The organism is Tersicoccus phoenicis (assembly GCF_001968835.1).
Taxonomy (GTDB): Bacteria; Actinomycetota; Actinomycetes; order Actinomycetales; family Micrococcaceae; genus Tersicoccus; species Tersicoccus phoenicis.
Genome location: NZ_MRDE01000015.1, coordinates 19,303 through 43,194, shown reverse-complemented (window position 1 = coordinate 43,194; position 23,892 = coordinate 19,303). Strand labels below are relative to the sequence as shown.

Below are 23,892 nucleotides of genomic sequence, written 5' to 3'. Positions count from 1 at the left end.
CCCGGAGCTTGTTGGTGACGTGTCGCCTCGCGGCCATCGGAATCTTGCCTTCCACATCGGCAAGCCTGCCCCGCCCACCGGGGACTACGCGCTCAAAGAAGCTGAGGCACCGGCCCGACCCCCGCGCTCAAAGAAGCTGAGGCACGTCGGCGAGTAGCGTGATCCATGTCGAGGTCCTCAGGATGGGCAGTGTCAGAACTTCCATCCTCGGAGGGCCTCGACCCCTATCCAGCGACCGACGCGCCCAACCCGACTACACTCTCAGCTGCGAAGAGCCCGTTTATCTAGCATCGAACGCTGTGGGTGCAATTTCGGGGCTGTTGGCGGCAGTGACGGCTGAACGGATTTCTCGCATCGTAGGTGTGGGTCTGCTTCGCCTTGTCGCTCTCAGCATTGCGGGCGTCTCTGTAATGATTCAGCTTGGACTCGGCGTGCTTCCCGGCAGTATAGAAGTATGGTATTTAGTGGCGACCGCAGTATGGGCGTTCATGACTATACTCGTCGGATTGTCGGGCCAGGCCACAATTCCTCGGCTGATCCCACGGAGCGTCCTGGCCGAGACGTTGGGCGCTCTGCGCTCGGTCACTCTCGGAATTATGCCGCTCGGAGCGGTCGTGGGGGGCGTTGTGGCATCGGTTGGGGGCGTACGTGCAGCTCTCTTGTTGTGGGCGATCCGCGTTTTCGCAGCAATAGTTCCCTGGGCCTTATCACCTGCAGTGTCAATAAAATCTGGGAACGAGGTCGGGAAGTAGAACCTGCTTGCCGAGATGAGTGACAAGTGATCGCCATGCCGGTGCGCGCGTCGATGGTCGAAGCAGATCTTGTCAGAGCAATCAGCCGCGGTCGCCCAGCGCGTCCCCCAACCGGGAGAAGACGCGGAGCAGCACGTCGGCCTCCTCGTCGTCGATCCGGTCGAGGACCAGGTCCGTGACATCACGGAAGTGCAGCGCGGCCGCCCGGCGGAACAGGTGCCGGCCCTCGTCGGTGAGGACGGCCTCCGCGCCGCGCCGGTCTCCCGGCGCCGCGCACCGGGTGACCAGCCCGCGCTCCTGGAGCGTCCTGACCTGGTAGGTGAGCCGGGACGGTGAGAAGACCATGCGGCCGGCCAGCTCGCCCATCCGCATCCGGTGGCCCGGCGCCTCGGCGAGCAGGAGCAGCAGGTTGTAGTCGGCCAGGTGCAGTCCGGTGCCCGCCCGCAGCGACCGTTCCAGCCGGTCCTGCAGCGCGGCGGTCGTCTCGAAGTAGGCCCGCCAGGCGTGCCGCTTCTCGGTCGGACGGCCCGCACCGGGGATGGCAGACAGGGTCCGGGCGTCCACCCGATCGTCGGTGTCGTCGCGGTCAGTTGCCGCCGAGGAGCTGGTCAAAGGGGATCACCGCCAATGGCTTGGCCGCACCGACGTCGCGGCGGGGGCGCGCCGGCAGGCGGCCGACCACGGAGGCCAGCTCGGTCCCGGCCGCCTCGATCCGGGACTGCAGGGGAGCGGTGCGTGCCGAGACCTGGCCGCCCTCGACCTCCCCCCAGTCGTCCGAGGCGGCGAAGACCGAAGACGGCATGATCCGGGTGCGCAGGTAGGAGAACAGCGGTCGCAGGGCGGTGTCGATCATCAGCGAGTGCCGCGGGGTGCCGCCGGTGGCCCCCAGCAACACGGGCACCCCGCGGAGCGCGTCGTCGTCCACCAGGTCCCAGAAGGACTTGAACAGCCCCGAGTAACTCGCCTTGAAGGTGGGTGAGACCGCGATGACGGCGTCGGCCTGCTCGACCTCGGCCAGGGCGGACCGCAGTGCCTCCGACTGTGACGGGTTGACCATCGCCTCGGCGATCTCGATGGCGATCAGGCGCAACTCCACGACGTGCAGCTGGAGCACGATGCCGTCGGCGGACAACGCGTCGGCCGCCGCGGCAGCCATCCGGTCGGCCAGCTGCCGGGACGACGACGGGTCGCTCAGGCCACCGGAGACCACCACGAGGTGCCGTGCGCCCGGGGTGAAAGGATCGGTGGCCTCCCCGCCGAGAGCGCCGGCGCCGAGACCCGGGAACTTCGCCACCGCTCACGCCCCCTTCGCGGTCGACGCCGCCGGAGCGGTCGCCTGTTCCGCGCGCGCAGCGTTCTCCGCGCGCGCAGCGTTCTCCGCGCGCTCGCGGGCCTCGGCGAAAGCAGCCGAACCCTCGGCGCCGCCGGGCACCGGGTCCTCGCCGCGCTCGTGGCGGGCGACCAGGAACTCGTGCGTCGGGGCATCCGGCACATCGGCGGGTTTCAGGGCGGCGAACTCCTTCCGCAACACCGGCAGCACCTGCTCGCCGAAGATGTCGATCTGCTCGAGCACGACGTCGGTGGGCAGGCCGGCGTGGTCGATCAGGAACATCTGCCGCTGGTAGTCGCCCACCCAGTCCCGGAAGGACAGGGTGCGTTCGATCACCTGCTGCGGCGATCCCACGGTCAGCGGCGTCATCGTCGAGAAGTCCTCCAACGACGGGCCATGCCCGTAGACCGGCGCGTTGTCGAAGTACGGCCGGAACCGGCTCACCGCGTCCTGCGACTTCTTGGCCATGAATGCCTGACCCCCGAGGCCCACGTACGCCTGGTGCGCCTTGCCGTGGCCGTAGTACTCGTAGCGCTGGCGGTAGAGCTGGACCATCGCGATGATGTGCTCCTTGTTCCAGAAGATGTTGTTGTGGAAGAACCCGTCGCCGTAGTACGCCGCCTGCTCGGCGATCTCGGGGGAGCGGATCGAGCCGTGCCAGACGAACGGGGCGACGCCGTCCAGCGGCTGTGGCGTCAGCGTGAAGTCCTGCAGCGGGGTGCGGAACCGGCCCGTCCAGTCGACGTGCTGCTCGTGCCAGAGCCGGTACAGCAGGTTGTAGTTCTCGACCGCGAGCCCGATGCCCTGGCGGATGTCCTTGCCGAACCACGGGTAGACCGGGCCGGTGTTGCCGCGGCCCATGGTCAGGTCCACGCGGCCCTCGGCCAGGTGCTGCAGGTAGGAGTAGTCCTCGGCGAGGCGCACCGGATCCATGGTGGTGATCAGGGTGGTGGCGGTGGAGAGGGTCAGTTTCTCCGTCTGCGCGGCGAGGTAGGCCAGCAGGGTCGGCGGGTTGCCGGGCGCCACGAACGGCGGGTTGTGGTGCTGACCGGTGGCGAAGACCTCGAAGCCGGCCTGCTCGGCGTGCTTCGCGATCTTCACGGTGTCCTTGATCCGCTGATGCTCGGTGGAGGTCGTCCCGGTGGTGGGGTCGGTGGTGATGTCCCCGATGGTGAAGATGCCGAACTGCATGACCACTCCTGCGGTGCTGGTGGATTGTTTAAAATTTGAATCACCTCGTACAACGCTCTGTCCACCGAGGTATTCCCGGGCGCGCCTAGCATGGAGTCCCGGGCCGCGACGGCGGTTCGCTACCTGCGATGGAGGAGGCCGGCCATGGCCGATTACTGGTACAACGTCAACACCCATCAGGTCGAGAAGGGGGCGCAGTCGGACTACACGCAGTTGCTGGGCCCCTACGACACCGAAGCGGAGGCGCAGCAGGCGATGGCGAGGGTCAAGGCGAACAACGACGCGTGGGACGCCGGCGACGAGGAGTGAGTCTCCTCGCGGGCGCCGCCGATCGGGAAGAAGCCGACCAGTAGAGTGGCAACGACCGCCCGTCGTCGTCAGGGAAGGGCCCGATGGACCGCCAGCAGGAGTTCGTTCTGAGAACCATCGAGGAGCGGGACGTGCGCTTCGTCCGGCTGTGGTTCACCGACGTCGTCGGCACACTGAAGTCCGTGGCGCTCGCCCCCGCGGAGGTGGAGGGGGCGTTCGAGGAGGGCCTCGGGTTCGACGGGTCCTCGATCGAGGGGCTGGCCCGCATCTACGAGTCCGACATGCTGCTCGTCCCGGATCCGACGACGTTCCAGATCCTGCCGTGGCGCGGTGAGCAGGAGAAGACCTCGCGGATGTTCTGCGACATCCGCACCTCCGACCGGCAACCGTCCGCGGCCGACCCGCGGAACGTGCTGAAGCGGGCCCTGGCGAAGGCCGCCGACCTCGGGTTCACCTGCTACACCCATCCGGAGGCGGAGTTCTATCTGCTCGAGTCCGACGAGGTGGGCCGCGACGGCGAGCCGGTACCCGTGGACCGGGCCGGGTACTTCGACCATGTGCCGGGCGGCGTGGCGCAGGACTTCCGTCGGACCGCGGTGACCATGCTGGAGTCGGTCGGCATCTCGGTGGAGTTCAGCCACCACGAGGCCGGCCCGGGTCAGAACGAGATCGACCTGCGGTACGCGGACGCGCTGCAGACGGCGGACAACATCATGACGTTCCGCACCGTCGTCAAGGAGGTCGCCCTGATGAGCGGCACCTATGCGACGTTCATGCCCAAGCCGTTCTCCGAGCACCCGGGCTCGGGCATGCATACTCACTTCTCCCTGTTCGAGGGCGACTCGAACGCCTTCTACGAGGCCGGGGCGCAGTTCCAGCTCTCCCGCACGGCCCGCCAGTTCATGGCGGGGGTGCTGCGCCACGCACCCGAGTTCACCGCCGTGACCAATCAGTACGTGAACTCGTACAAGCGGCTGTGGGGTGGCGGTGAGGCGCCCAGCTACCTGTCGTGGGGCCACAACAACCGGTCCGCCCTGATCCGGATCCCCCTGTACAAGCCGGAGAAGGGCCAGGCGGCGCGGCTGGAGTACCGGGGCATGGACTCGGCCGCCAACCCGTACCTGGCCTACGCCTGCATTCTCGGCGCCGGGCTCAAGGGCATCGAGGAGGGCTACGACCTGCCCCCGGCCGCCGAGGAGGACATCTCCGCGCTGAGCAGCGCCGAGCGGCGGGTTCTCGGTCACGACCCCCTGCCGTCCAGCCTGCACGACGCGATCCGCGCCATGGAGGACTCCGAACTGGTCGCGGAGATCCTCGGCGAACAGGTGTTCGAGCACTTCCTGCGGAACAAGCGCGAGGAGTGGAACGAGTACCGGCGCAAGGTGACCGGCTGGGAGCTGGAACGGCACCTGAGCGTGCTCTGAGGACGACGATGAGCCTGACCCGGCAGCTGATCAGTGGCGGCTTCGCCGACCTGGAGAAGTCCACCCGGTTCCTCGAGGCCCCAGAACTCGGCTGCCTGGACCGCGAGCGGCTGCTCGCCGGCCTGACTCAGGCCGCCGATCCTGATCTGGCGCTGCAGTCGCTGGTCCGGCTGCTCGCGTCCCGGCCGCAACTGCGCAGCCTGCTCGAGCAGCCCGAAGCGGCCACCCTGCCTCTGTTCCGGCTGCTCGGAGCCTCCGAGGCACTGGCCGAGTTCCTGATGCGCCGGCCCGAGCACCTCGACGTGCTGACCGTCCGGCCCGATCCCGAACCGGAGGGGGTTCCCGCGGTCCGGCTCCGGGCCGCCCTGCTCACGGCCGTCGGCGCCGACCCGGACGCCCGGGCCCCGGTCGCCGACCGTACCGGGCCGGACGCGTGGGTGGCGCTGCGCGTCGCGTACCGCCGGCTGCTGACGGAACTGGCCATCCGCGATGTCTGTGCCCTGGACCCGCTCGCGCTCCTGCCCGTGGTGGGCGCCGAACTGGCCGACCTTGCCTCCGCCGCCCTGGACGCGGCGCTGGCGGTCTCGCGCGCGGAGGCCGCCGCCGCGTTCGACCCGGGCGACGTCGCCGCCGTCCGGCTGTGCGTGCTGGCCATGGGCAAGTGCGGGGCGCGAGAGCTGAACTACGTCTCCGACGTCGACGTCGTCCATGTGGTCGGTACGTCCAGCCCGCCGCCCGATGTCACCGGCGAACCCGACGGTGCCGGGCCGGAACTGCCGGAGGAGACGATGGTGGCGATCGGTACCGCACTGGCCGCCGGAATCGCCCGCGTGATCTCTGCGACCGCACCCGAGCCCCCGCTGTGGGAGGTCGACACGAACCTCCGGCCCGAGGGACGTGAGGGACCGCTCGTGCGCACGCTCGCCTCCCACATCGCCTACTACCAGCGGTGGGCGCAGAACTGGGAGTTCCAGGCACTGCTGAAGGCCCGGCCCGCGGCGGGTGACCTCGAACTCGGGGACGAGTATCTGGCTGCCCTCGGACCGATGGTGTGGTCCAGCAGCGAGCGCGAGGGCTTCGTCGAGTCCGTGCAGGGCATGCGCCGACGGGTCAGCGAGAACATCCCGGCACGGGACCGGGAGCGCCAGATCAAGCTCGGTGCCGGCGGCCTGCGGGATGTCGAGTTCAGCGTCCAACTGCTGCAACTGGTGCACGGCAAGGTGGACGAGTCGGTCCGCGTGCCGACGACGACGGCGGCGATCGACGCGCTCGCCGCCGCGGGCTACATCGGCCGGGCGGATGCCCGGGAGATGGGACACCACTACCGGTTCCTGCGCCTGCTCGAGCACCGGATCCAGCTGGTTCGGTTGCGCCGCACTCACCTGATGCCCGAGAGCATGCAGGCCCGGCGGGCGCTGGCCAAGGCGGTGCTCGAACCGAACGAGCCGGCGCGCCCCGCCCCGGAGGACCTGCTGCGGGAGTGGGCGCGGGCCAAGCGGGACGTGCGAGCCCTGCACGAGCGGATCTTCTACCGCCCGTTGCTCAACACCGCCGCGCATCTGAGCGCCGATGACGTGCGACTCAGCCCCGAGGCCGCGCAGGCTCGGCTGGCGGCTCTGGGGTACGGGGACCCGCGCGGCGCGATGCGCCACATCGAGGCGCTGACGGCGGGGGTGAGCCGCCGGGCGGCGCTGCAGCGCCAGCTGCTCCCGGTGCTGCTCGGTTGGTTCGCCGACGGGGTGGACCCGGACGCCGGGCTGCTGGGCTTCCGTCGCGTCTCCGAGGCCCTCGGCACCAGTCCCTGGTATCTGGGTCTGCTGCGGGACTCGAGCTCGGCGGCGGAACGGCTCTGCCACGTCCTCTCCAGCTCGCGGCTGATCACCGACCTGCTCGAGGTCGAACCCGAGGCGGTCGCCTGGCTCGGCAACGACGACGAGCTGCGGCCGGTGCCGTTCGCGGCCCAGTGGGCGGAGATCCGCTCCAAGCTGTCTCGGCACACCGGCGCCGACGCGCGGATGCGCCTGGTGCGGCTGATCCGGCGTCGGGAGATCCTGCGCACGGCGATCGCCGACGCCTCCGGCCTCCTGGACCAGGCGGCAGTGGGCCGGGCGCTGGCGGATGCCGACCAGGCGGCGGTCCTCGGTGCCCTGCACGTCGCGGAGCGGGAGATGTTCGGGGACTCGCCGGACCGGCGGGACGTGCCGACCGATGTGCTCGTCGTCGGCATGGGCCGGCAGGGCGGCCGGGAGATCGGCTACGGATCGGACATGGACGTGCTGTACGTCCACGACCCGCGGCCCGGTGCCGAGCCGGCGGAGGCGCGCCGCGCGGCGGAGGCGCTGGTCGCCCGGATCAGCACGCTGCTGCAACAGCGGTGCACACCACCGGTGCTGGCCGAGCGCCCCCTCACCCTCGACGCCGCGCTGCGCCCGGAGGGCCGGCAGGGACCCATCGTCCGCACCCTCTCGTCCTACCGGGAGTACTACCAGCGCTGGGCCGACACGTGGGAGGCCCAGGCGCTGCTGCGAGCTCGCCCGCTGGCCGGTGATGACGCTCTGGCGGGCCGCTTCATCGAGCTCATCGACCCGGTCCGCTACCCCGAGCGGCTGGATCCGGCAGCGGTGCGTGAGGTGCGGCGGATCAAGGCGCGGGTGGAGGCGGAGCGGCTGCCCCGCGGGGCGGATCCGTCCCGGCACGTCAAGCTCGGCCGCGGGGGACTGAGCGACGTCGAATGGCTGGTCCAGTTGCTCCAGCTCCAGCACGCCTCGACCGTCGCGGGACTGCGCACGACGTCGACCCTGGCCGCCCTGCACGCCGCGGCGGAGGCGGGCCTGGTGCCGGGCCAGGACGCCGCCGTGCTCGAAGCGAGCTGGCTGCTCGCCAGCCGGGTGCGGTGCGGGACGATCGTCTGGACCGGCCGGTCCTCCGACGTGCTGCCGTCCGATCGCCGCGCGCTGGAAGCCGTAGCCCGCTGGTGTGGTTACCCTGCCGGGTCCGCGGCACGACTGGAGGAGGACTACCTCCGGCTGACCCGCCGGGCGCGGGCAATCTTCGAGCGGCGGTTCTACGGGACTTGATCGGTGTGAGCAGGCAGGCGGTGCACAAGAAGTACGGCAAACGGTGATGGGTCACCGTTTGCGGCGCGACGCGGGGTCGGGCCGGTCGAGCAGTGCGCGGCTCAACGTGTGGTCCACCCACCGGCGATACCGGTCGATCGGCCAGTCGTGCTCGACCACCAGCGTCCGGAAGGTCTGGGGGCTGCCGATGCTCCAGATCACCGCTGCCGCGTCCTCGACCGACATCGCGGGTTCCAAGGCGTCCCGCGCTCGCAGCGCGGAGGCTGCCTGCTGATAGCGGGCGAGTCGCCGCTGCCGCCATTCTCGCTCGAGGGCGGCGGCGTCGACGTCGACCGCCGCGGCCTGCGCGATGACGACCGTGAGCGGGGCGAGGCGTTGGTTCACCTCGGCGAACCACCCCGCCAGCACCCGGACGACGGCGGGACCGTCCGATGCGGCGCTGACTTCGGCCCGGACGTGGTCCGGGACCGCCAGCGGCGCGTGCGGTCCCGCGGCCATCGCATCCAGGACGGCGGAGAGCAGTGCCGCCTTGTTGCCGACCGCGTTGTAGATGGTCTGCACCGCTACGCCACTGCGCGCCGCGATGACGGGGATCGTGGTGGCGATGTATCCGTTCTCGAGGAACAGCTGCTGCGCCGTGCTGACGATCAGCTCCCGGGTGGCCGTCTGCGCGGCGGCGCGGCGGGTACCGGTCCGGGATGCGCTGCCGTCGTCCGCCATCGGAAAAGAATAGCATTCCAGTCAGTGGAGCATTATTCTAATGTCGTTGGCTCGATCGGATCGAGGACGTCATGAGTGAAACAGGATCAACGATACGGACCAGGTGGAACACCGTGGTGGTGGGCGGGGGACAGGCCGGTCTGGCCGTCGGTCATCATCTGGCGCGGCAGGGGCGTGACTTCGTGGTGCTGGACGCCGGCCGCCGCGTGGGGGAGAGCTGGCGCGAACGCTGCGACTCGTTGCGGCTCTTCACTCCGGCCCAGTACGACGGGCTGCCGGGCCTGCCGTTCCCCAGCCCCCGCGGCCACTTCCCGACCAAGGGCGAGATGGCCGACTATGTCGAGCGGTACGCTGCCGAGCAGCAGATCCCCGTGCTCACGCAGACCACCGTTCTCCGGGTGCGGCCCGTCGCGGGCGGTTACGGGGTGAGCACCAGCGCGGGCCGGGAGTTGACCGCCGAGAACGTCGTGATCGCTACCGGCGGAACGCCGGTCCCCCGGATTCCGGATCTGGCCAGCGACCTGTCCCCGGCCATTCATCAGCTGCACTCGGCGCAGTACCGCAATCCCGGATCGCTGCCCCCGGGGGACGTGCTGGTGGTGGGTGCCGGCCCTTCCGGGGTGGAGATCGCGCTCGAACTGGCGGCGACACACCGCACCGTCATCGCCGGCCGCCCCACCGTCCAGATCTCGCACGCGGTCACGCGGTACGCCGGCGGACTGTACTGGGCGCTGTTGCATCATCTGCTGACCCTGAGGACACCGGTCGGACGAGCGGCAGCGCGCGGTTTCCATGACCGCGGCGCGCCGTTGATCCGGTCCTCGGTTGCGGACCTGGCCCGCGCCGGCGTCACGGCCGTGCCCCGCGTCACCGGGGCCGAGGACGGGGTGCCCCGTCTGGAGGACGGGCGTGCTCAACTGGTGGCGACCGTCATCTGGTGCACGGGATACCGGCCGGAGTTCGGCTGGGTGGACGGTCTGCGTACCGATGCGCACGGTTGGCCGTCCACGGACCGGGGAGTGGTGACCGGCCTGCCGGGCGTGTATGTGGTGGGGATGCCGTTCCAGTACGGCCTCACCTCCGGCCTGGTCGGCGGCGTGGGCCGGGACGCCGCCCACGTCGCGGCCGAGCTGGCCCGCCGCTCGACCCGGGACGACGTCGCACTCGGATCAGGAGCGACGCCGGAGCGACGCTGAGCGAGAGGCCTTACCGCGCCTTCGGGCCACCGGAGTACAGCAACGAGAGGCGGAGGAAGGTCGCGTGTCCCGCGTGAAGGGCTTGTCGGTTCTTTCGGGGCGACGTTCGAGCGCTCCACAATGCCCATGTCTTGCGTACCGCCAGAGACGCTTCCTGCACGTGCGCGAGGGTCACAGCTCTTGACGGGTCGTAGTTCCCGTTGTAATCCGCGTCGTGACGTGCGTCCTGAAGGCTCTTGAACGCGTCGGCGACGACCAAGAGGTCATGGCTCACCGTGCCGCCGCATGCCGATCGAAGTGACTGTACAGGAGTAACCAGGTCCCTCCTCGGCTGAGCCGTTCGAGCTCCAGCCAGCACCACTCCCGCCGCCGAGTAGACACCCGTATGTGTGAACCATCGCGCCACATCGGCGATCTCCGAATCCGTCCCATCGGGGAGGAAATCTTTGGAGGCGTGGGTCACGACTTGGTGGAACAAGGCGTAGTAAGCAGTAGACGTTGCGCGCCGAAGATCGGCCAATGCTGGTCGGCCAGCGCCAGCGTTTGCGCCGGCGAGCCTTTCGGCGGTTAATAGCAAGCCAGAAGCAAGGATGGGGCGAGTCACGTCGCCTTCTCGCTCGCATCACCTGACGGATCCTCCCCTTCGACGGGCGTTTCTTCGGCGGCGATGTCAGCAGGATCGGCTTCATCGGTCGTCACCACTGCGAGAGTCTGTCCGGGAAGTACAAGGCGACCTTCGAGAGCACCATCGAACGCGTCGACGACGGTTCGGCGGACTGCGAATAGCGCCTCGGCGTCCCACGTTGCACCGTCGGGCTTGGGGAGAACGATGGTGACTTGCCAAGCGTCTTCGCCGAGGCCGTCCCTCACTGCGGTCGCGTTCATCGATTTCGGCTTGAGATCAAGTGGGCGCGCCGCAAGATCCGCAGTCACCATTACGATGACGTCCTCGACGGTGGACTCGGTACTTGCGGGGTACATAACGTTCACCTTAATCCGGGGTGCCAAGCGGACGACAGCCACCTCAAGTGTTGCATGTTCGCGGCCCGGAGGCCTCGGAACGTGGTGGCCGCGCACCGGTCGGGGCGCGGCCACCACGGTGGCGGGCCGGCCTGGCTCAGACTCCGTAGTAGAGCTCGAACTCGTACGGGTTCGGGCGAGCGGCGAGCGGCAGAATCTCCACCTCGCGCTTGTAGGCGATCCAGCTGTCGATGAGGTCCTGCGGGAACACGTCACCCGCCTGCAGGAATTCGTTGTCGGCCTCCAGGGCGGCCAGCGCAGCCTCCAGCGAGTCCGGCGCCTTGGGGATGTCCTTGGCCTCTTCCGGCGGCAGCTCGTAGAGGTCCTTGTCGATCGGGGCCGGCGGCTCGATGCGGTTCTTGATACCGTCCAGGCCGGCCATCAGCTGGGCCGCGAAGCCCAGGTACGGGTTGCCCGAGGGATCCGGCGCCCGGAACTCGATGCGCTTGGCCTTGGGGTTCGAGCCGGTGATCGGGATCCGGATGCCGGCCGACCGGTTGCCCTGCGAGTACACCATGTTGACCGGTGCCTCGAAGCCCTTGACCAGGCGGCGGTAGCTGTTCACCGTCGGGTTGGTGAACGCGAGCACCGCGGCGGCGTGCTCCAGGAGGCCGCCGATGTACCAGCGGGCGACGTCGGACAGGCCGGCGTACCCGGTCTCGTCGTAGAACAGTGGTTCGCTACCGTTCCAGAGCGACTGGTGGCAGTGCATCCCGGACCCGTTGTCGCCGAAGATCGGTTTGGGCATGAAGGTCACCGACTTGCCGTAGGCCCACGCGGTGTTCTTGATGATGTACTTGAACTTCTGCAGGTCGTCGGCGGCATGCAGCAGCGTCGTGAACGTGTAGTTGATCTCGGCCTGGCCCGCAGCGCCCACCTCGTGATGCGACCGCTCGACCTTCAAGCCCGCCTTGCCGAGTTCGATGCACATCGCGTCGCGCAGATCCGCCTGGTGGTCCTGCGGCGCGACGGGGAAGTAGCCGGCCTTGAACGGCGTCTTGTAGCCCAGGTTGCCGCCGTCCTGCTTGCGGGCGGTGTTCCACGGGGCCTCCTCCGAGTCGATCCGGAAGAAGGAGTGACCGGGCGAGCTCTGGAACCGAACGTCGTCGAAGACGTAGAACTCGGCCTCCGGAGCGAAGAACGCGGTGTCGGCGATGCCGCTGGACGCCAGGTACGCCTCGGCGCGCTGGGCCACCCCGCGAGGATCCCGATGGTACGGCTCACCGGTGCGCGGGTTGACGATGGAGAAATTCAGCGCCAGCGTCTTCTCCACCCGGAACGGGTCGACGAACGCGGTGGCCGGGTCCGGGATCAGCTGCATGTCGGATTCGGCGATGCCCTGGAAACCGCGGATCGAGGATCCGTCGAACAACTGCCCGTGTACGAAGAAGTCCTCGTCGACGGTCTCGGCCGGTACGTTGAAGTGCTGCTGCACACCGGGCATGTCGGTGAAACGGACGTCGACGAACTTGACGTCCTCCTCCTTGATGAAGCTCAGCACTTCACTGGCGCTGTTGAACATCGACCGTGCTCCCTCTGCTGGTTGTCGGCTGGCGGTGCTGGTTGTCGGCTGGCGGTGCTGGTTTCCACCCTAGGCACACGAATGTGCTCGGACGTGTCGGCGATGTTTCGGCCACGTAACGCGGGCGGGGTGAGCTCCTGCCGACCGGGTCATCGCCGGGCCGGGCCACCGGCCGGCCGATCCGGGCCAGGCGGCCGGTAAGCTGTGGGCGTGGTCGATCGCAGGGATATCGGGTCGTGGTTGCAGGGTCCGCCGCGCGCGACGGACTACCCGGGCAAGAGACTCGGCCCACCGGAACGCGGTCCCGGGTCGGTCGCCGGGCTGGGCCGACGCATCCTGGCTCTGTTCATCGACTGGGGTCTGTGCTACCTGATCGCCTCGGCGTTCTTCGGGAGAGAGAACATCGCCATTCTGACGATCTTCGCCCTGGAACAGATCGTGCTGCTCGGTACCGCCGGCTTCGGCGTCGGCCATCGACTGCTCAGGATGCGCCTGCAACGGCTCGACGGCACTGCACCGGGGCTCGGCAGGTCCGCGCTGCGCACGCTGCTGTTACTGCTCGTGGTACCGGCGCTGATCAACGACCAGGACCAGCGGGGCCTGCACGACCGGGCGGCCGGCACCGTCCTGACCCGGTTCTGACGTCAGCGACCGCGCAGGGCGCGGCGGTCCGGTCGGGCGCGCGTGGGATCGATGCCCTTGGGGATCGGCAGCCGCGGTGCGAGGGAGGAGAGTCGCTTGCCGACGGCGCCGACCTCCTGCCGGGTCAGCTGGGGCTTGAGCTTGGTGATCGATCGGGAGAGCTTCGGCAGGGGCACCTGGCCCTCGTCGCGGCCGGACTCGATGACGTGCACCGCGACATTGGGAAGCAGCCGGGTTAGCCGCTTCCGCTCGGTGTCGGCGAGGCGCCGTGCCCGGTGGGAGGGACCCTCGGTGATGAGGATGATGCCCGGGCGGCCGACCACGCGGAACACCGTGTCCTTGGTCCGGGGATCGACCGCGACCGGCTGCTCCTCGACGATCCACCCGCGCTTGAGGGTGCTCAGGGCCGCTCCGGCAGCGCCGGGCTGCCCCTCGATCTGCCCGAAGGCGGCGCGCTCGGCCTTGCGGGAGAGCACGACGAGGGCGGCCAGGACGCCGAGCGGGACGCCGATGATGACCATCGTGATGATGTTGTTGATCAGCAGCCCGACGACCAGGCTGACCGCGATCACGCCGAGGAACACGGCCAGCATGACCCACACGACCATCGGGTCGTGGCGGCGGGTCATGCTGAAGACCTGCTTCATCTGGGCGAAGCGGCCCGGCTTCTTCTGCGCGCCGGCGGGCTTGCGGCCGAATCGGCGCTTCTTCGGCTGCGGTGATGTGGACACGGTGGAGTACCTCGATCGCGGTCGGGAGCGTCTCCATCCTAGGTCATGGCCGGTGCGAGTGTGGCGTCGCGCTGCGTCGCCGGAGGACGCCGAACGGGGCCGTGCTCGGCGAGCGCGGCCCCGTCCCGCTCGGCGTCGGGAGAGCGGGTCAGACAGGACGGGTCAGTGCCGGTCCGTGTCCCTCGTGCCCCGGTCGGTGCCGGTGCCGACATGCTTGCGCAGACGCGGTCTGCCGGTTTCCGGGGTCCCGGTGCCGGTCGGTCCCGTCGCCCCGGTGGTATGGCTCGTGGTGTCGGTCGAGGTGGTTTCGGGTTCGCGCAGGTCTGCGGTGTAGCCGGTGGTACCGATGGCCTCGTCGTCGACCCCGCTGGTCCCGGTGGCCGTGTCGTCCAGGCGGGATGGCGATCCCGGGCGTGTGTAACCCGCGGTGCCCGCCGTGTCGCCCGTGTCGGTGAGCCGCGAGCGGGAACGATCGGCATCGGTGTACTCGCCCTCGCCCTCGGGGCGGTGTGGATCGCCGGCGACGTCGGTGTACTCCCCTTCTTCGTGCCGGAGCGCCTGATGACCGTTGACGTCGGTGTACTCGCCCTCGCTCTGCTGGGCCGCGCGGTGTCCGTCGACGTCGGTGTACCCGCCCTCGGCCGCGGCACCGGGCCCCCGGGCAGCCTCGTCCTCGAGGCCCACCGTATCCGTGCCGGTGGCGCGCCCGACGTCGGCGTCCCGTCCGGTCTCCATGCCCGCGACCGAGCTGGTCCCGGCGTTCAGACCGTAGTAGCGGTAGAGTTCGGCTTCCTGTTCGGGCGAGAGGTGCTGGTCCTCATCCATGTTCGGTGCGTCCTTGACGAAGCGCTTCTCGTAGGGAACGCGGATCCCGTTGGCGTCGCTCTCGGCCCGGTCCAGGGGGATGAAGGTCTCCTTCGTGCCGAAGAGCCCGGTCCGCACGGTGACCCAGTTCGGCTCGCCGGTGGCGTCATCGACGTACACCTGACCGACGTCGCCGATCTTGTCTCCGTCCTGATCGACGACGGTCGCACTCTGCAGCTGTTCGATCGAGAGATTGGTGCTCATGGAGACGGTTCCCTTCCTGGTACCGGCGGCTGACTCTCAGCCACCTCCGATCGGTCGAGCCGACACCGAGTGTCGGTTCCCGGCGCCGTGCCCAGTCCCGATCCTTTCCCGCAGGGCCAGCCAAGTCAATGGTGGACGGTGGTCTCCGGGCGCGACGAAGCGGCCGGCGCCGGCAGGGACCGACCACTCCGTTCCGGTGGATCGAGACGCTTCAGCTGACGCGGGCGAGGACGCTCGCCGCCTCCTGCAACGTCGACCCCGACTCGCCGATGTGGGCCAGCTCCGGTGGGATGCTCATCCCCTTCTTCCGCATGGCGGTGGCCCACAGTCGGCCGGCGCGGTAGCTGGAGCGCACCAGGGGCCCGCTCATCACCCCGAGGAAGCCGATCTGCTCGGCCTCGTCCCGCAGGTCGACGAACTCCTGCGGTTTGACCCACCGCTCCACCGGGTGGTGCCGAGGCGAGGGGCGCAGGTACTGGGTGATGGTGATCAGGTCGCAACCCGCCTCGTGCAGGTCGCGCAGCGCCTGCGACACCTCCTCGCGGGTCTCGCCCATGCCGAGGATGAGGTTCGACTTGGTGACCATGCCGCGCTCACGGCCGCGGGTGAGGACGCCGAGGGACCGGTCGTACCGGAAAGCGGGCCGGATCCGCTTGAAGATGCGAGGCACCGTCTCCACGTTGTGCGCGAACACTTCCGGCGCGGCGTCGATCACGGCGTCCAGGTGCTCGATGTGGCCCGTGAAGTCCGGGATCAGGATCTCCACGCCGGTGCCGGGGTTCATGGCGTGGATCGCGCGGATGGTCTCGGCGTACAGCCACGAGCCCTCGTCGGCCAGGTCGTCCCGGGCCACACCGGTCACGGTCGCGTAGCGCAGGCCCATCCGCGCCACCGACTCCGCGACCTTCCGTGGCTCCTGCACGTCCAGCCGTGCCGGCTTGCCGGTGTCGATCTGGCAGAAGTCGCAGCGTCGGGTGCACTGGGCGCCGCCGATGAGGAAGGTCGCCTCGCGGTCCTCCCAGCACTCGAAGATGTTCGGGCAACCCGCCTCCTCGCACACGGTGTGCAGGCCCTCCGAGTGAACCAGCGACTTCAGCTCGCTGTACTCGGGGCCGGTCCTCGCGGTGGTGCGGATCCAGGCGGGCTTGTTCTCGATCGGAGTCTCCGCATTGCGGGCCTCGACCCGCAGCAAGCGGCGACCTTCGGGGGCGATGGTCACAGGAGTGCTCCTTCCGAGCGGGACGTTAGGGGGGGTGCGGCTGCGGCAGAGCCGACGAGCAGCGCCTCGTGAGCGAGCATCTGGGCCTGGAGCAGCGGGGCCAGGTCCGCGGGCGTGACGTCTCGCCCGGTCTCCTCGCGAACGGAGGTGACGGAGGCGTCCGAGATCCCGCAGGGCACGATCGTGCCGAAGGGGCGCAGGTCGCAGGTCGCGTTGATGGCCAACCCGTGCATGGTCACCCCATCGGCGACGCGGATCCCGATGGCGGCGATCTTCCGGTCGGGGCCGCGATTGTCGCCGGGCAGCCAGACGCCGGAACGGCCCTCGACGGTGACGCCCTCGACGCCGACCTCCCGGAGGGTGGCGATGATGATCGTCTCCAGGGCGCGGACATAGGCGACCACGTCGAGGGGCTGGGGCAGCCGCAGGATCGGATAGGCGATCAGCTGACCGGGACCGTGCCAGGTCAGCCGACCGCCGCGGTCGACCTTGACGACGTCGGTGCCGTCGTAGGGGTAGTCCTCGGGCTCGGTGCGCTTACCGGCGGTGTACACGGGTGGGTGCTCGAGCAGCAGCACGGTGTCGGGCGAGGAACCGGCCGCCACGGCGCGTTGCAGTCGTTGCTGTTCGTCCCAGGCCTCGCGGTAGTCCACGAAATCCGGGGCGAATCGTGCGGGGGGGAACCTCAACGTCATGGCACTCAGCCTAGCTGGGCCCGCCGACAGGTACGCGACCGAGGTGCTGCGTGACCTGTGGAAAACTTCCACGACGGTGACCGTTCGCGGCGCACACTGGGGCATGGACGGAATCGACGCCGCACCAAGACCCGCCGGATGCATCCTCGACACCCCGCCGACGATGCCCGAGCACGAGGTGCTGCGGCGGCTCGGGGAAGGCGCGTCGTCGGTGGTCTGGCTGGTCCGCCGGCGGAAGGACGGGGCCTTGTTCGCGGGTCGGGTGACTGCGACGCCGGATACCGTCGCCTCATCGGATCCGGCGTCATCCTCGAACCAAGCCTCCCCGTCCGGCGGCGTGCCCGGCGCAGACGTGCTGGGCACGGGTCGGCTCGGCCGGGTGGCGCGCGCGATCGGGCCGCTCGCACTGGATCATCTGGCCCGACCGAGAGGTGATCTGGTCGCCACCTGTGCGGTGCCGGAGCACCAGCACCGGGTGACGTTGATGGACTATTTGCCCGGTGGCAGTCTCGCCCAGGTGGTGGCCGCCCGTGGCCCGCTCGGTCCCGGGGAGATGGTGACCGTCATCACGCCGCTGGCTCAACTGCTGGCCGCCGGTCATGCGGCCGGTTTCACCCACGGGGACGTCAGCCCGAACAACGTGTTGTTCGCGGTGGACGGCCGACCGGTCCTCGCGGACTGGGACCTGGCCGGGTTGCCGGGTCGGCCGGGGCCGCCCGGGGCGGGAACGGACGGGTTCCGCGACCCGACGGTGGGCGCGGAGGACCGGCTGCACCCGGCGTCGGACGTGTACGCGCTCGCTGCCCTGGCCTGGTTCTGTCTCACCGGGCGCGTGCCGGGACCCGCCGAGCACCGGCCGCCGCTGCCGGTGCTCCTCCCGGGGGCCCCGCGGTCCCTCGCACTGCTGCTGGACCGGGGGATGGATCCGGACCCGGAAGCGCGCCCGGACGCCGGAGAGCTGGCGCGCGGCGTGTTCACGGTCACGGCACCCGAGCCGGTGGATCTGCATGCCAGCGCGCACGCGAGTGTACGACCCGAGCTGGTGACCCGTCGGCAGACCCCCGCCGGCGGACGGCCGCGGCGCCGGTTGCGCGGCGGACTGGCGCAGGGGACCGGCCCGGTGCCGGATCGACGCGAACGCCGGGACCACGTGTGGGTGCTCGCCCGCCTCGGTCGAGAACGAGGCGACGGACGGCTCGCTGTGGGTCCTGGACCTACGCGCCGCGACCCCGCGACGGGGACGGTCACCGGGTCACGACGCGGGCTGCACCGATCGGCGCTCGTCCTGCTGGTCGGCATCGTCGTCATCACCCTGGCTGGCGCGGCGACGCTGCTCACGCCGTTCGGCGCCGGCTGGTTCACCACCACGCCCGAACGGACGCCCGGACCGGTGGCGCCTCCATCGGGCATCGCCCTGTCGACCCCACTCGCATCCGCATCCGCGAGCGACACGGACCCCGTGGTGGCGGCCCGAGTCCTCACCGAGACGCGCACACGCGTCTTCCGGGACGGGAACTGGGATCGGCTGGCGGACCTCACGGTGCCGGGCTCGTCCGCGGCGGCCGCCGACCGGGCCGCCGCCACCGAGCTGGTCGCGGGTTCCGGCCGCCTGGACGGGCTGAGCGTCCAACTCACGTGCGGCCAGCGGGTGCGGGCTCCCGGCCTGCCCGACGACCGCGCTCTCGTCCGGATCTGTGCTCGCTTCACGGCCTATCGTCAGGTCGACGCGAGCGGCCGCGTGGTACGCACGGTGAAGGCGTCAACCGGTCAAGAGGTGCAATTGCAACTGGCGAGATCCGGCGGGCGCTGGCGCATCGAACTCGTCCGCGGGACGGGCTGACCGATCGGAAGGCTCACCGATCGGACGGCCCACCGATCGGAAGGCTCACCGATCGGAAGGCTCACCGATCGGAAGGCTCACCGATCGGCCCGGCGACCGACCGCAGAGAAGCAGCGGGGCGGGAGCGCGACCGCGCTCCCGCCCCGTACCGACATCTGACCGGGTCAGAGGCCGAGGTCGGCCTCGAAGGCGCCGTCCTCGAGCCGCTGCTTGAGCGACTGCAGGAAGCGCCCGGCGTCGGCGCCGTCGACCAGGCGGTGATCATAGGTCAGCGACAGGTAGCACATCGACCGGATCGCGATCGTGTCGTTCCCGTCCCGGTCGGTGACCACGACGGGACGCTTGACGATCGAACCCGTGCCGAGGATACCCACCTGCGGCTGGTTGATGATCGGCGTGTCGAACAGGGCGCCGACACTGCCGATGTTGGTGATGGTGAACGTGCCACCGGACAGCTCGTTCGGGGCGATCTTGTTGGTCCGGGTCCGCTCGGCCAGATCGGCGATGGCCCGGGAGATCCCGGCGAGGTTGAGATTGCCGGCATCGTGGATCACCGGGACGAGCAAGCCCTTCTCGGTGTCCACCGCGATGGCCAGGTGCTCGGAGTCGTGATACTCGATCTCCTTGGACTCGGCATGGTAGGACGCGTTCACCTTCGGGTGCTGCTTCAGTGCCTCGGCGACGGCCTTCGCGAAGAACGGCAGGAACGTCAGCTTGACGCCCTCCTGAGCGAAGAACCGATCCTTGGCCCGGCCGCGCAGCTTCGCGATGCGGGTCATGTCCACTTCCTGCACCTGCGTCAGCTGGGCGGACACGTCCAGCGACTCCTTCATCCGCTGCGCGATGACCTGGCGGATCCGCGGCGCCTTCTGCGTGGTTCCCCGCAGTCGCGCGCTCTCCTCGGAGACCCCACCGGCCGCTGCCGGTGCGGCTGATGCCGCCGCCTCCGGGGCAGGCTGTGCTGCCGCGGCCTTCTGCGCCTCCGCGGCCTCGATCACGTCCTGCTTGCGGATCCTGCCGCCGACGCCGGTCCCGGTCACCGTGGAGAGGTCGACGTCGTGCTGCTGGGCCAGCTTCCGCACGAGCGGGGTGACATAGCCACCGGCCTCGTGACCGGCCGCCGGTGCCTCCTGCTTGGGCGCCTGCTGCATGGGAGCTTCCTGCTGCGGAGCCTGCTTCGGCGCCTCCTGCTGCTGCGGTTCCTCCTGCTGCTGCGGTTCCTCCTGCTGCTTGGGCGCCGGCGCCGGCTCCTCCCGATCACCGGAGGGAGCGGCGGCCATGGGTTCGGCGCCGGCCTCGGCGGTCGCGGGCGCACCCGGGCCCGAACCGATCACCGCGAGCACCGCACCGACCTCGACCGTCTCGTCCTCGGCAACCTTGATCTCCTGCAACGTTCCCGCCACGGGGGAGGGAATCTCGGTATCGACCTTGTCGGTGGAGACCTCCAGCAGCGGCTCATCGACCGCGACCTCGTCGCCGACCGCTTTGAGCCACCGCGTCACCGTGCCCTCGGTGACGCTCTCGCCCAGGGCGGGCAACGTCACGTCGCTGCTCTCGCCGCCGGATCCGCCGCCCTGCTGCCCCTGGTCCGGCTGCTGCTGGCTCGGTTCCTCCGCGGCGGGCTCGCTCTGCTGGGCGCTCTCCTGCCCGGGGGCCGGCTCCGTTTCCTGCGTAGCCGGCTGCGTGTCCTGCGCGCTCTGTGCGGCGTCGTCGTCCCCCGCCGCTGCGGCTCCCTCGCCGGAACCGATGCGCACGAGCGCGGCACCGACCTCGACGGTCTCGTCCTCCTCGACGAGGATCTCCTCGATCACCCCGGCGACGGGGGAGGGGATCTCGGTGTCGACCTTGTCGGTGGAGACCTCCAGCAGCGGCTCATCGACGGCGACCTCGTCGCCGACGGACTTGAGCCACCGCGTGACGGTACCTTCGGTGACGCTCTCACCGAGGGCGGGAAGGCTGACGGTTTCAGACATGTCGTCCCCGTTTCTACTGTGTACGAGTGATGCTGGTCGCGTGATGGGTGGGCGTCAGCCGTGCAGCGGCTTGCCGGCGAGGGCCATGGCGGCCTCGCCGAGGGCCTCGTTCTGGGTCGGGTGGGCGTGCACGAGGGAAGCGACGTCCTCGGGGAACGCCTCCCAGTTGACGATGAGCTGCGCCTCGCCGACCTGCTCGCCCATGCGAGCGCCGATCATGTGCACGCCGACGATCGGGCCGTCCGCCTGGCGCACGAGCTTGATCAGGCCGGCGCTGCCGAGGATGGAGGTCTTGCCGTTGCCGGCCAGGTTGTACTCCTGGGTGAGGACGGCGTCGTCGCCGAACTTCTCCTTGGCCTTCGCCTCCGTGAGCCCGACGGAGGCGATCTCGGGCTCGCAGTAGGTGACCTTCGGGATGTTGACGTCCTCGACGACCACCGGCTGCCGGCCCGCGATCTCCTCGGCCACGAAGATGCCCTGCTGGAAGCCGCGGTGCGCCAGCTGCAGGCCGGGCACGATGTCCCCGACGGCATAGACGTTGCCGACACCGGTGTGAAGGCGCTCGTTGGTGATGACGAAGCCGCGGTCCATGGTCAGGCCGGCGTCCTCGAAGCCGAGATTCGCGGTGACGGGTCCACGCCCGACGGCGACGAGCAGCAGGTCGGCCTCGAAGGTCTTGCCGTCCTCGAGGGTGGCGACGACGCCGTTCTCGTTCTCCTCGACGCCGGCGAACCGGACACCCGTGTTGTAGGCGATGCCCCGCTTCTTGAACGCGCGCTCGAGCTGCTTGACGATGGCGGCGTCCTCGTTGGGAACCAGGGACGGCAGGGCCTCGATGATCGTCACATCGACGCCGAAGGAGTTCCACACCGAGGCGAACTCGCAACCGATGACGCCGCCGCCGAGGACGAGGGCCTTCTTCGGCAGGGTGTCCATGGTGAGGGCGTGATCGGAGGTGATGACCTTGTTGCCGGTGATCTCCAGGCCCGGCAGGCTACGGGAGTAGGAGCCGGTGGCGAGCACGACGTTCTTGCCCGTGTAGGCGGTCCCGTCCACGGTGACGGTGTCCTGACCGGTGAGCTTCCCCTCGCCCTCGATGACGGTGATGCCCTTGGACTTGATCAGGCCGGTCAGACCGCGGAACTTGCCGGCGACGATGCCGTCCTTGTACGCGTTGACCGCGGGCATGTCGATCGACTCGAACGAAGCCTTCACACCGTACTTGGCTGCGGTCTTCGCGTTCTCCGCGATCTCCGCCGAGTGCAGCAGGGCCTTGGTGGGAATGCAGCCGTTGTGCAGGCACGTGCCGCCCAGCTTGCCCTTCTCCACCAGCCCCACGGAGAAGCCGAGTTCGGCACCGCGCAGCGCGCAGGCGTAACCGGCGCTACCCCCGCCGAGGATCAGGATGTCGAATGCCTGCGAAGCTGCCGAATCGGCCACGTGGATGCTCCCTCGCCTGTTCGTCCGACGAGCGGGGATCGTCCCCCGCTCGACTGTCGTTTCCGCGCTTCACCCTACTGGGGGCGCGCCTCTCGACTCTACTCGCGCACCGCGCCGTGACGCGCCACGGACTCCGCCAGGGAGACCAGCGTGCGCACACCGACGCCCGTGCCCTCCTTCGGCGTGTACCCCCACGGGCCGCCCTCGTTGAAAGCCGGTCCGGCGATGTCCAGGTGCGCCCAGGGCACACGCCGCCCACCCACCTCGGGCACGAACTCGTGCAGGAACAAGCCCGCCGTCAACATGCCGCCGTACTTGCCGCCCACGTTCGCGATGTCGGCGACCGTCGAGTCCAGTCCGCTGCGCAGGTCCTGGGGCAGGGGCATCGGCCAGAACTCCTCGCCGCAGGTGGTGGCCGCGTCCACGACCGCCTGCCGCGCGGCGTCACTGCCCATCACCGCGCCGACGCGGGTGCCGAGCGCCACCATCTGAGCACCGGTGAGGGTCGCGATGTCCACCAGCAGGTCGGGCCGGTCTTCACCGGCGGCGACCAGACCGTCGGCGAGCACCAGGCGGCCCTCGGCGTCGGTGTTCAGCACCTCGACCGTCCGGCCGCCCTTGATCCGGATCACGTCCGAGGGGCGTTGAGCGGTCGCGGACGGGAGATTCTCGGCCAGGCACAACCACCCGGTGAAGCGCACCTTGAGCCGGAGGTCCGCGGCAGCCAGGACCGCGCCGAGGACCGCCGCCGCACCGGCCATGTCCGACTTCATCGTCGTCATGCCCGTCGGCGGCTTCAGGCTCAGCCCACCCGAGTCGAAGGTGATGCCCTTGCCGACCACGGCCAGGTGGGCGCGGGCGCCGGTGGGGGCGTAATCGACCCGGACCAGCCGGGGCCCGCGCACCGAGCCCTGGCCCACACCGGTCAGCCCGCCGTACCCCTGCGCGGCGAGCTTGTCCGCGTCCAGCACGGTCACGGTGACCGGGCGGGACGCGCCCGCGGCGACCGCAGCATCGGCGAACGTCTCCGGGTAGAGATCCCGAGGCGGCTGATTGACCAGCGAGCGGGTGAGCCCGACACCGGCGCCGATCGCTCGCGCCCGGTCGAAGACCGGGCGGACCACGCGGCCCCCGAGCCCGGTGGGGATCAGCACCCGACCGACGGGGGCGCGCAGGCCCGCGCTGGTCGCCTGCCGGTAGGGAGTGTAGGCGTAGGCGCCCAGGGCGGCGCCCTCGGCGATCGCGGCCACGTCCTCGACGGTGTCGGCGGGCAGCCCGAGCACGACGGTGCCCGCGCCGGCCAGCTGTCGCACGGCCGAGCCGGCGGCCCGGCGGAGCGACTCGGCTCGGGCCGCAGCCTGCTCCGGGAGACGCCCGACCCCAGCCAGGGCCAGGATGGGCGCGGCCGGAAGCGTCTCACCGGCCGGCAACCGCAGCAGTTCATCCGGTGCACCCGTGGCCGCGAGGGCGGTCAACGCCGCGCCGACCCGGGCCCGTTCGGCCGCCGGCAGCGGGGCGTCCAGCAGGACGGGCCCGTCCGGACCCTGCGCGACGCCGATCACCACCACGTCGGCCCGCACCCGGGCGAGGTCCTGCCGGCAGGCGTCGACGCGGATCGGCTCGGTGCTCACGCCGGGGGCGATGTCGGTGCTCTTCTTCTTCGGCGCCACGGGGACTCCTCCACGGTTCGGTATCGGGCTGCTGTGTCGATCCAATCACGCCGCACCGACGCGACGTCGCCGC

Annotated in this window: 19 protein-coding genes; 6 read left to right on the top strand and 13 right to left on the bottom strand. The window is 70.0% G+C overall.

Annotated features, from left to right (window positions below):
* Nucleotides 1–833: 833 nt before the first annotated feature.
* Genes BKD30_RS02565 through BKD30_RS02555 form a run of 3 tightly spaced genes read right to left on the bottom strand, consistent with a single transcriptional unit; the run spans nucleotide 834 to nucleotide 3,273 of the window.
* Nucleotides 834–1,364 carry a MarR family winged helix-turn-helix transcriptional regulator gene (locus BKD30_RS02565; protein ID WP_083955945.1) on the bottom strand — a complete coding sequence of 177 codons (531 nt, stop codon included), beginning with the start codon at nucleotides 1,362–1,364 and terminating at the stop codon, nucleotides 834–836.
* Nucleotides 1,339–2,046: a CE1759 family FMN reductase gene (locus BKD30_RS02560; RefSeq protein WP_076701556.1), complete on the bottom strand. Its 708-nt coding sequence runs from the start codon at nucleotides 2,044–2,046 to the stop codon at nucleotides 1,339–1,341. Before BKD30_RS02560 ends, BKD30_RS02565 begins: the two co-directional genes overlap by 26 nt.
* A 3-nt stretch (nucleotides 2,047–2,049) precedes the next feature.
* Nucleotides 2,050–3,273, bottom strand: coding sequence for an LLM class flavin-dependent oxidoreductase (locus tag BKD30_RS02555; RefSeq protein ID WP_076701553.1), 1,224 nt, complete (start codon nucleotides 3,271–3,273; stop codon nucleotides 2,050–2,052).
* 144 nt (nucleotides 3,274–3,417) lie between these two features.
* On the opposite strand from BKD30_RS02555, the gene BKD30_RS15745 reads away from it, so the two are divergent.
* The 3 genes from BKD30_RS15745 (at nucleotide 3,418) to BKD30_RS02545 (ending at nucleotide 8,083) form a co-directional block, all read left to right on the top strand.
* Nucleotides 3,418–3,582, top strand: coding sequence for an SPOR domain-containing protein (locus BKD30_RS15745; protein WP_143588022.1), 165 nt, complete (start codon nucleotides 3,418–3,420; stop codon nucleotides 3,580–3,582).
* An 83-nt stretch (nucleotides 3,583–3,665) separates the two neighbouring features.
* Nucleotides 3,666–5,006: a type I glutamate--ammonia ligase gene (gene glnA / locus BKD30_RS02550; protein WP_076701551.1), complete on the top strand. Its 1,341-nt coding sequence runs from the start codon at nucleotides 3,666–3,668 to the stop codon at nucleotides 5,004–5,006.
* A gap of 8 nt (nucleotides 5,007–5,014) precedes the next feature.
* On the top strand, nucleotides 5,015–8,083 hold the full coding sequence (locus BKD30_RS02545; protein ID WP_076701548.1) for a bifunctional [glutamine synthetase] adenylyltransferase/[glutamine synthetase]-adenylyl-L-tyrosine phosphorylase: 3,069 nt from the start codon (nucleotides 5,015–5,017) through the stop codon (nucleotides 8,081–8,083).
* A 51-nt stretch (nucleotides 8,084–8,134) separates the two neighbouring features.
* Here BKD30_RS02545 and BKD30_RS02540 read toward each other — a convergent pair whose 3' ends face one another.
* Nucleotides 8,135–8,803: a TetR/AcrR family transcriptional regulator gene (locus BKD30_RS02540; RefSeq protein WP_083955944.1), complete on the bottom strand. Its 669-nt coding sequence runs from the start codon at nucleotides 8,801–8,803 to the stop codon at nucleotides 8,135–8,137.
* Nucleotides 8,804–8,874: 71 nt separating this feature from the next.
* Here BKD30_RS02540 and BKD30_RS02535 point away from each other — a divergent pair, with 71 nt between their 5' ends.
* Entirely contained in the window at nucleotides 8,875–9,999 is a 1,125-nt protein-coding gene (locus tag BKD30_RS02535) for a flavin-containing monooxygenase (RefSeq protein WP_076701545.1), read from the top strand.
* A gap of 600 nt (nucleotides 10,000–10,599) precedes the next feature.
* Here BKD30_RS02535 and BKD30_RS02530 read toward each other — a convergent pair.
* A complete protein-coding gene (locus BKD30_RS02530; RefSeq protein ID WP_218189240.1) occupies nucleotides 10,600–11,022 on the bottom strand; it encodes a hypothetical protein in 423 nt (140 codons plus the stop codon).
* A gap of 94 nt (nucleotides 11,023–11,116) precedes the next feature.
* On the bottom strand, nucleotides 11,117–12,541 hold the full coding sequence (gene glnA / locus BKD30_RS02525) for a type I glutamate--ammonia ligase (RefSeq protein WP_076701541.1): 1,425 nt from the start codon (nucleotides 12,539–12,541) through the stop codon (nucleotides 11,117–11,119).
* A gap of 210 nt (nucleotides 12,542–12,751) precedes the next feature.
* Here glnA (BKD30_RS02525) and BKD30_RS02520 point away from each other — a divergent pair, with 210 nt between their 5' ends.
* Entirely contained in the window at nucleotides 12,752–13,183 is a 432-nt protein-coding gene (locus BKD30_RS02520) for an RDD family protein (protein WP_076701563.1), read from the top strand.
* A gap of 2 nt (nucleotides 13,184–13,185) precedes the next feature.
* Here BKD30_RS02520 and BKD30_RS02515 read toward each other — a convergent pair whose 3' ends face one another.
* From BKD30_RS02515 to lipB, 4 genes are all read right to left on the bottom strand, one after another.
* Nucleotides 13,186–13,914, bottom strand: coding sequence for a DUF4191 domain-containing protein (locus BKD30_RS02515; protein WP_076701539.1), 729 nt, complete (start codon nucleotides 13,912–13,914; stop codon nucleotides 13,186–13,188).
* A 162-nt stretch (nucleotides 13,915–14,076) separates the two neighbouring features.
* Entirely contained in the window at nucleotides 14,077–14,982 is a 906-nt protein-coding gene (locus tag BKD30_RS16430; protein WP_076701536.1) for a PRC-barrel domain-containing protein, read from the bottom strand.
* A 211-nt stretch (nucleotides 14,983–15,193) separates the two neighbouring features.
* Nucleotides 15,194–16,201 (bottom strand): lipoyl synthase, encoded by a 1,008-nt coding sequence (lipA, locus tag BKD30_RS02505; protein ID WP_076701533.1) that lies wholly within the window; start codon nucleotides 16,199–16,201, stop codon nucleotides 15,194–15,196.
* Entirely contained in the window at nucleotides 16,198–16,896 is a 699-nt protein-coding gene (gene lipB, locus BKD30_RS02500; RefSeq protein ID WP_076701531.1) for a lipoyl(octanoyl) transferase LipB, read from the bottom strand. The genes lipA and lipB overlap by 4 nt, the downstream gene beginning before the upstream one ends.
* On the opposite strand from lipB, the gene BKD30_RS02495 reads away from it, so the two are divergent.
* Complete coding sequence (locus tag BKD30_RS02495; protein WP_083955943.1) at nucleotides 16,895–18,736, top strand: protein kinase domain-containing protein; 1,842 nt, start codon at nucleotides 16,895–16,897, stop codon at nucleotides 18,734–18,736. The two genes, lipB and BKD30_RS02495, sit on opposite strands and share 2 nt — an antisense overlap.
* Nucleotides 18,737–18,900: 164 nt before the next feature.
* Here the strand turns inward: BKD30_RS02495 and sucB are convergent, their stop codons facing one another.
* From sucB to BKD30_RS02480, 3 genes are all read right to left on the bottom strand, one after another.
* On the bottom strand, nucleotides 18,901–20,709 hold the full coding sequence (gene sucB, locus BKD30_RS02490; RefSeq protein ID WP_076701526.1) for a 2-oxoglutarate dehydrogenase, E2 component, dihydrolipoamide succinyltransferase: 1,809 nt from the start codon (nucleotides 20,707–20,709) through the stop codon (nucleotides 18,901–18,903).
* A gap of 54 nt (nucleotides 20,710–20,763) precedes the next feature.
* Nucleotides 20,764–22,149: a dihydrolipoyl dehydrogenase gene (lpdA, locus tag BKD30_RS02485; protein ID WP_076701523.1), complete on the bottom strand. Its 1,386-nt coding sequence runs from the start codon at nucleotides 22,147–22,149 to the stop codon at nucleotides 20,764–20,766.
* A 98-nt stretch (nucleotides 22,150–22,247) separates the two neighbouring features.
* Nucleotides 22,248–23,819, bottom strand: coding sequence for a leucyl aminopeptidase (locus BKD30_RS02480; protein WP_408033348.1), 1,572 nt, complete (start codon nucleotides 23,817–23,819; stop codon nucleotides 22,248–22,250).
* Between the last annotated feature and the right edge of the window lie 73 nt (nucleotides 23,820–23,892).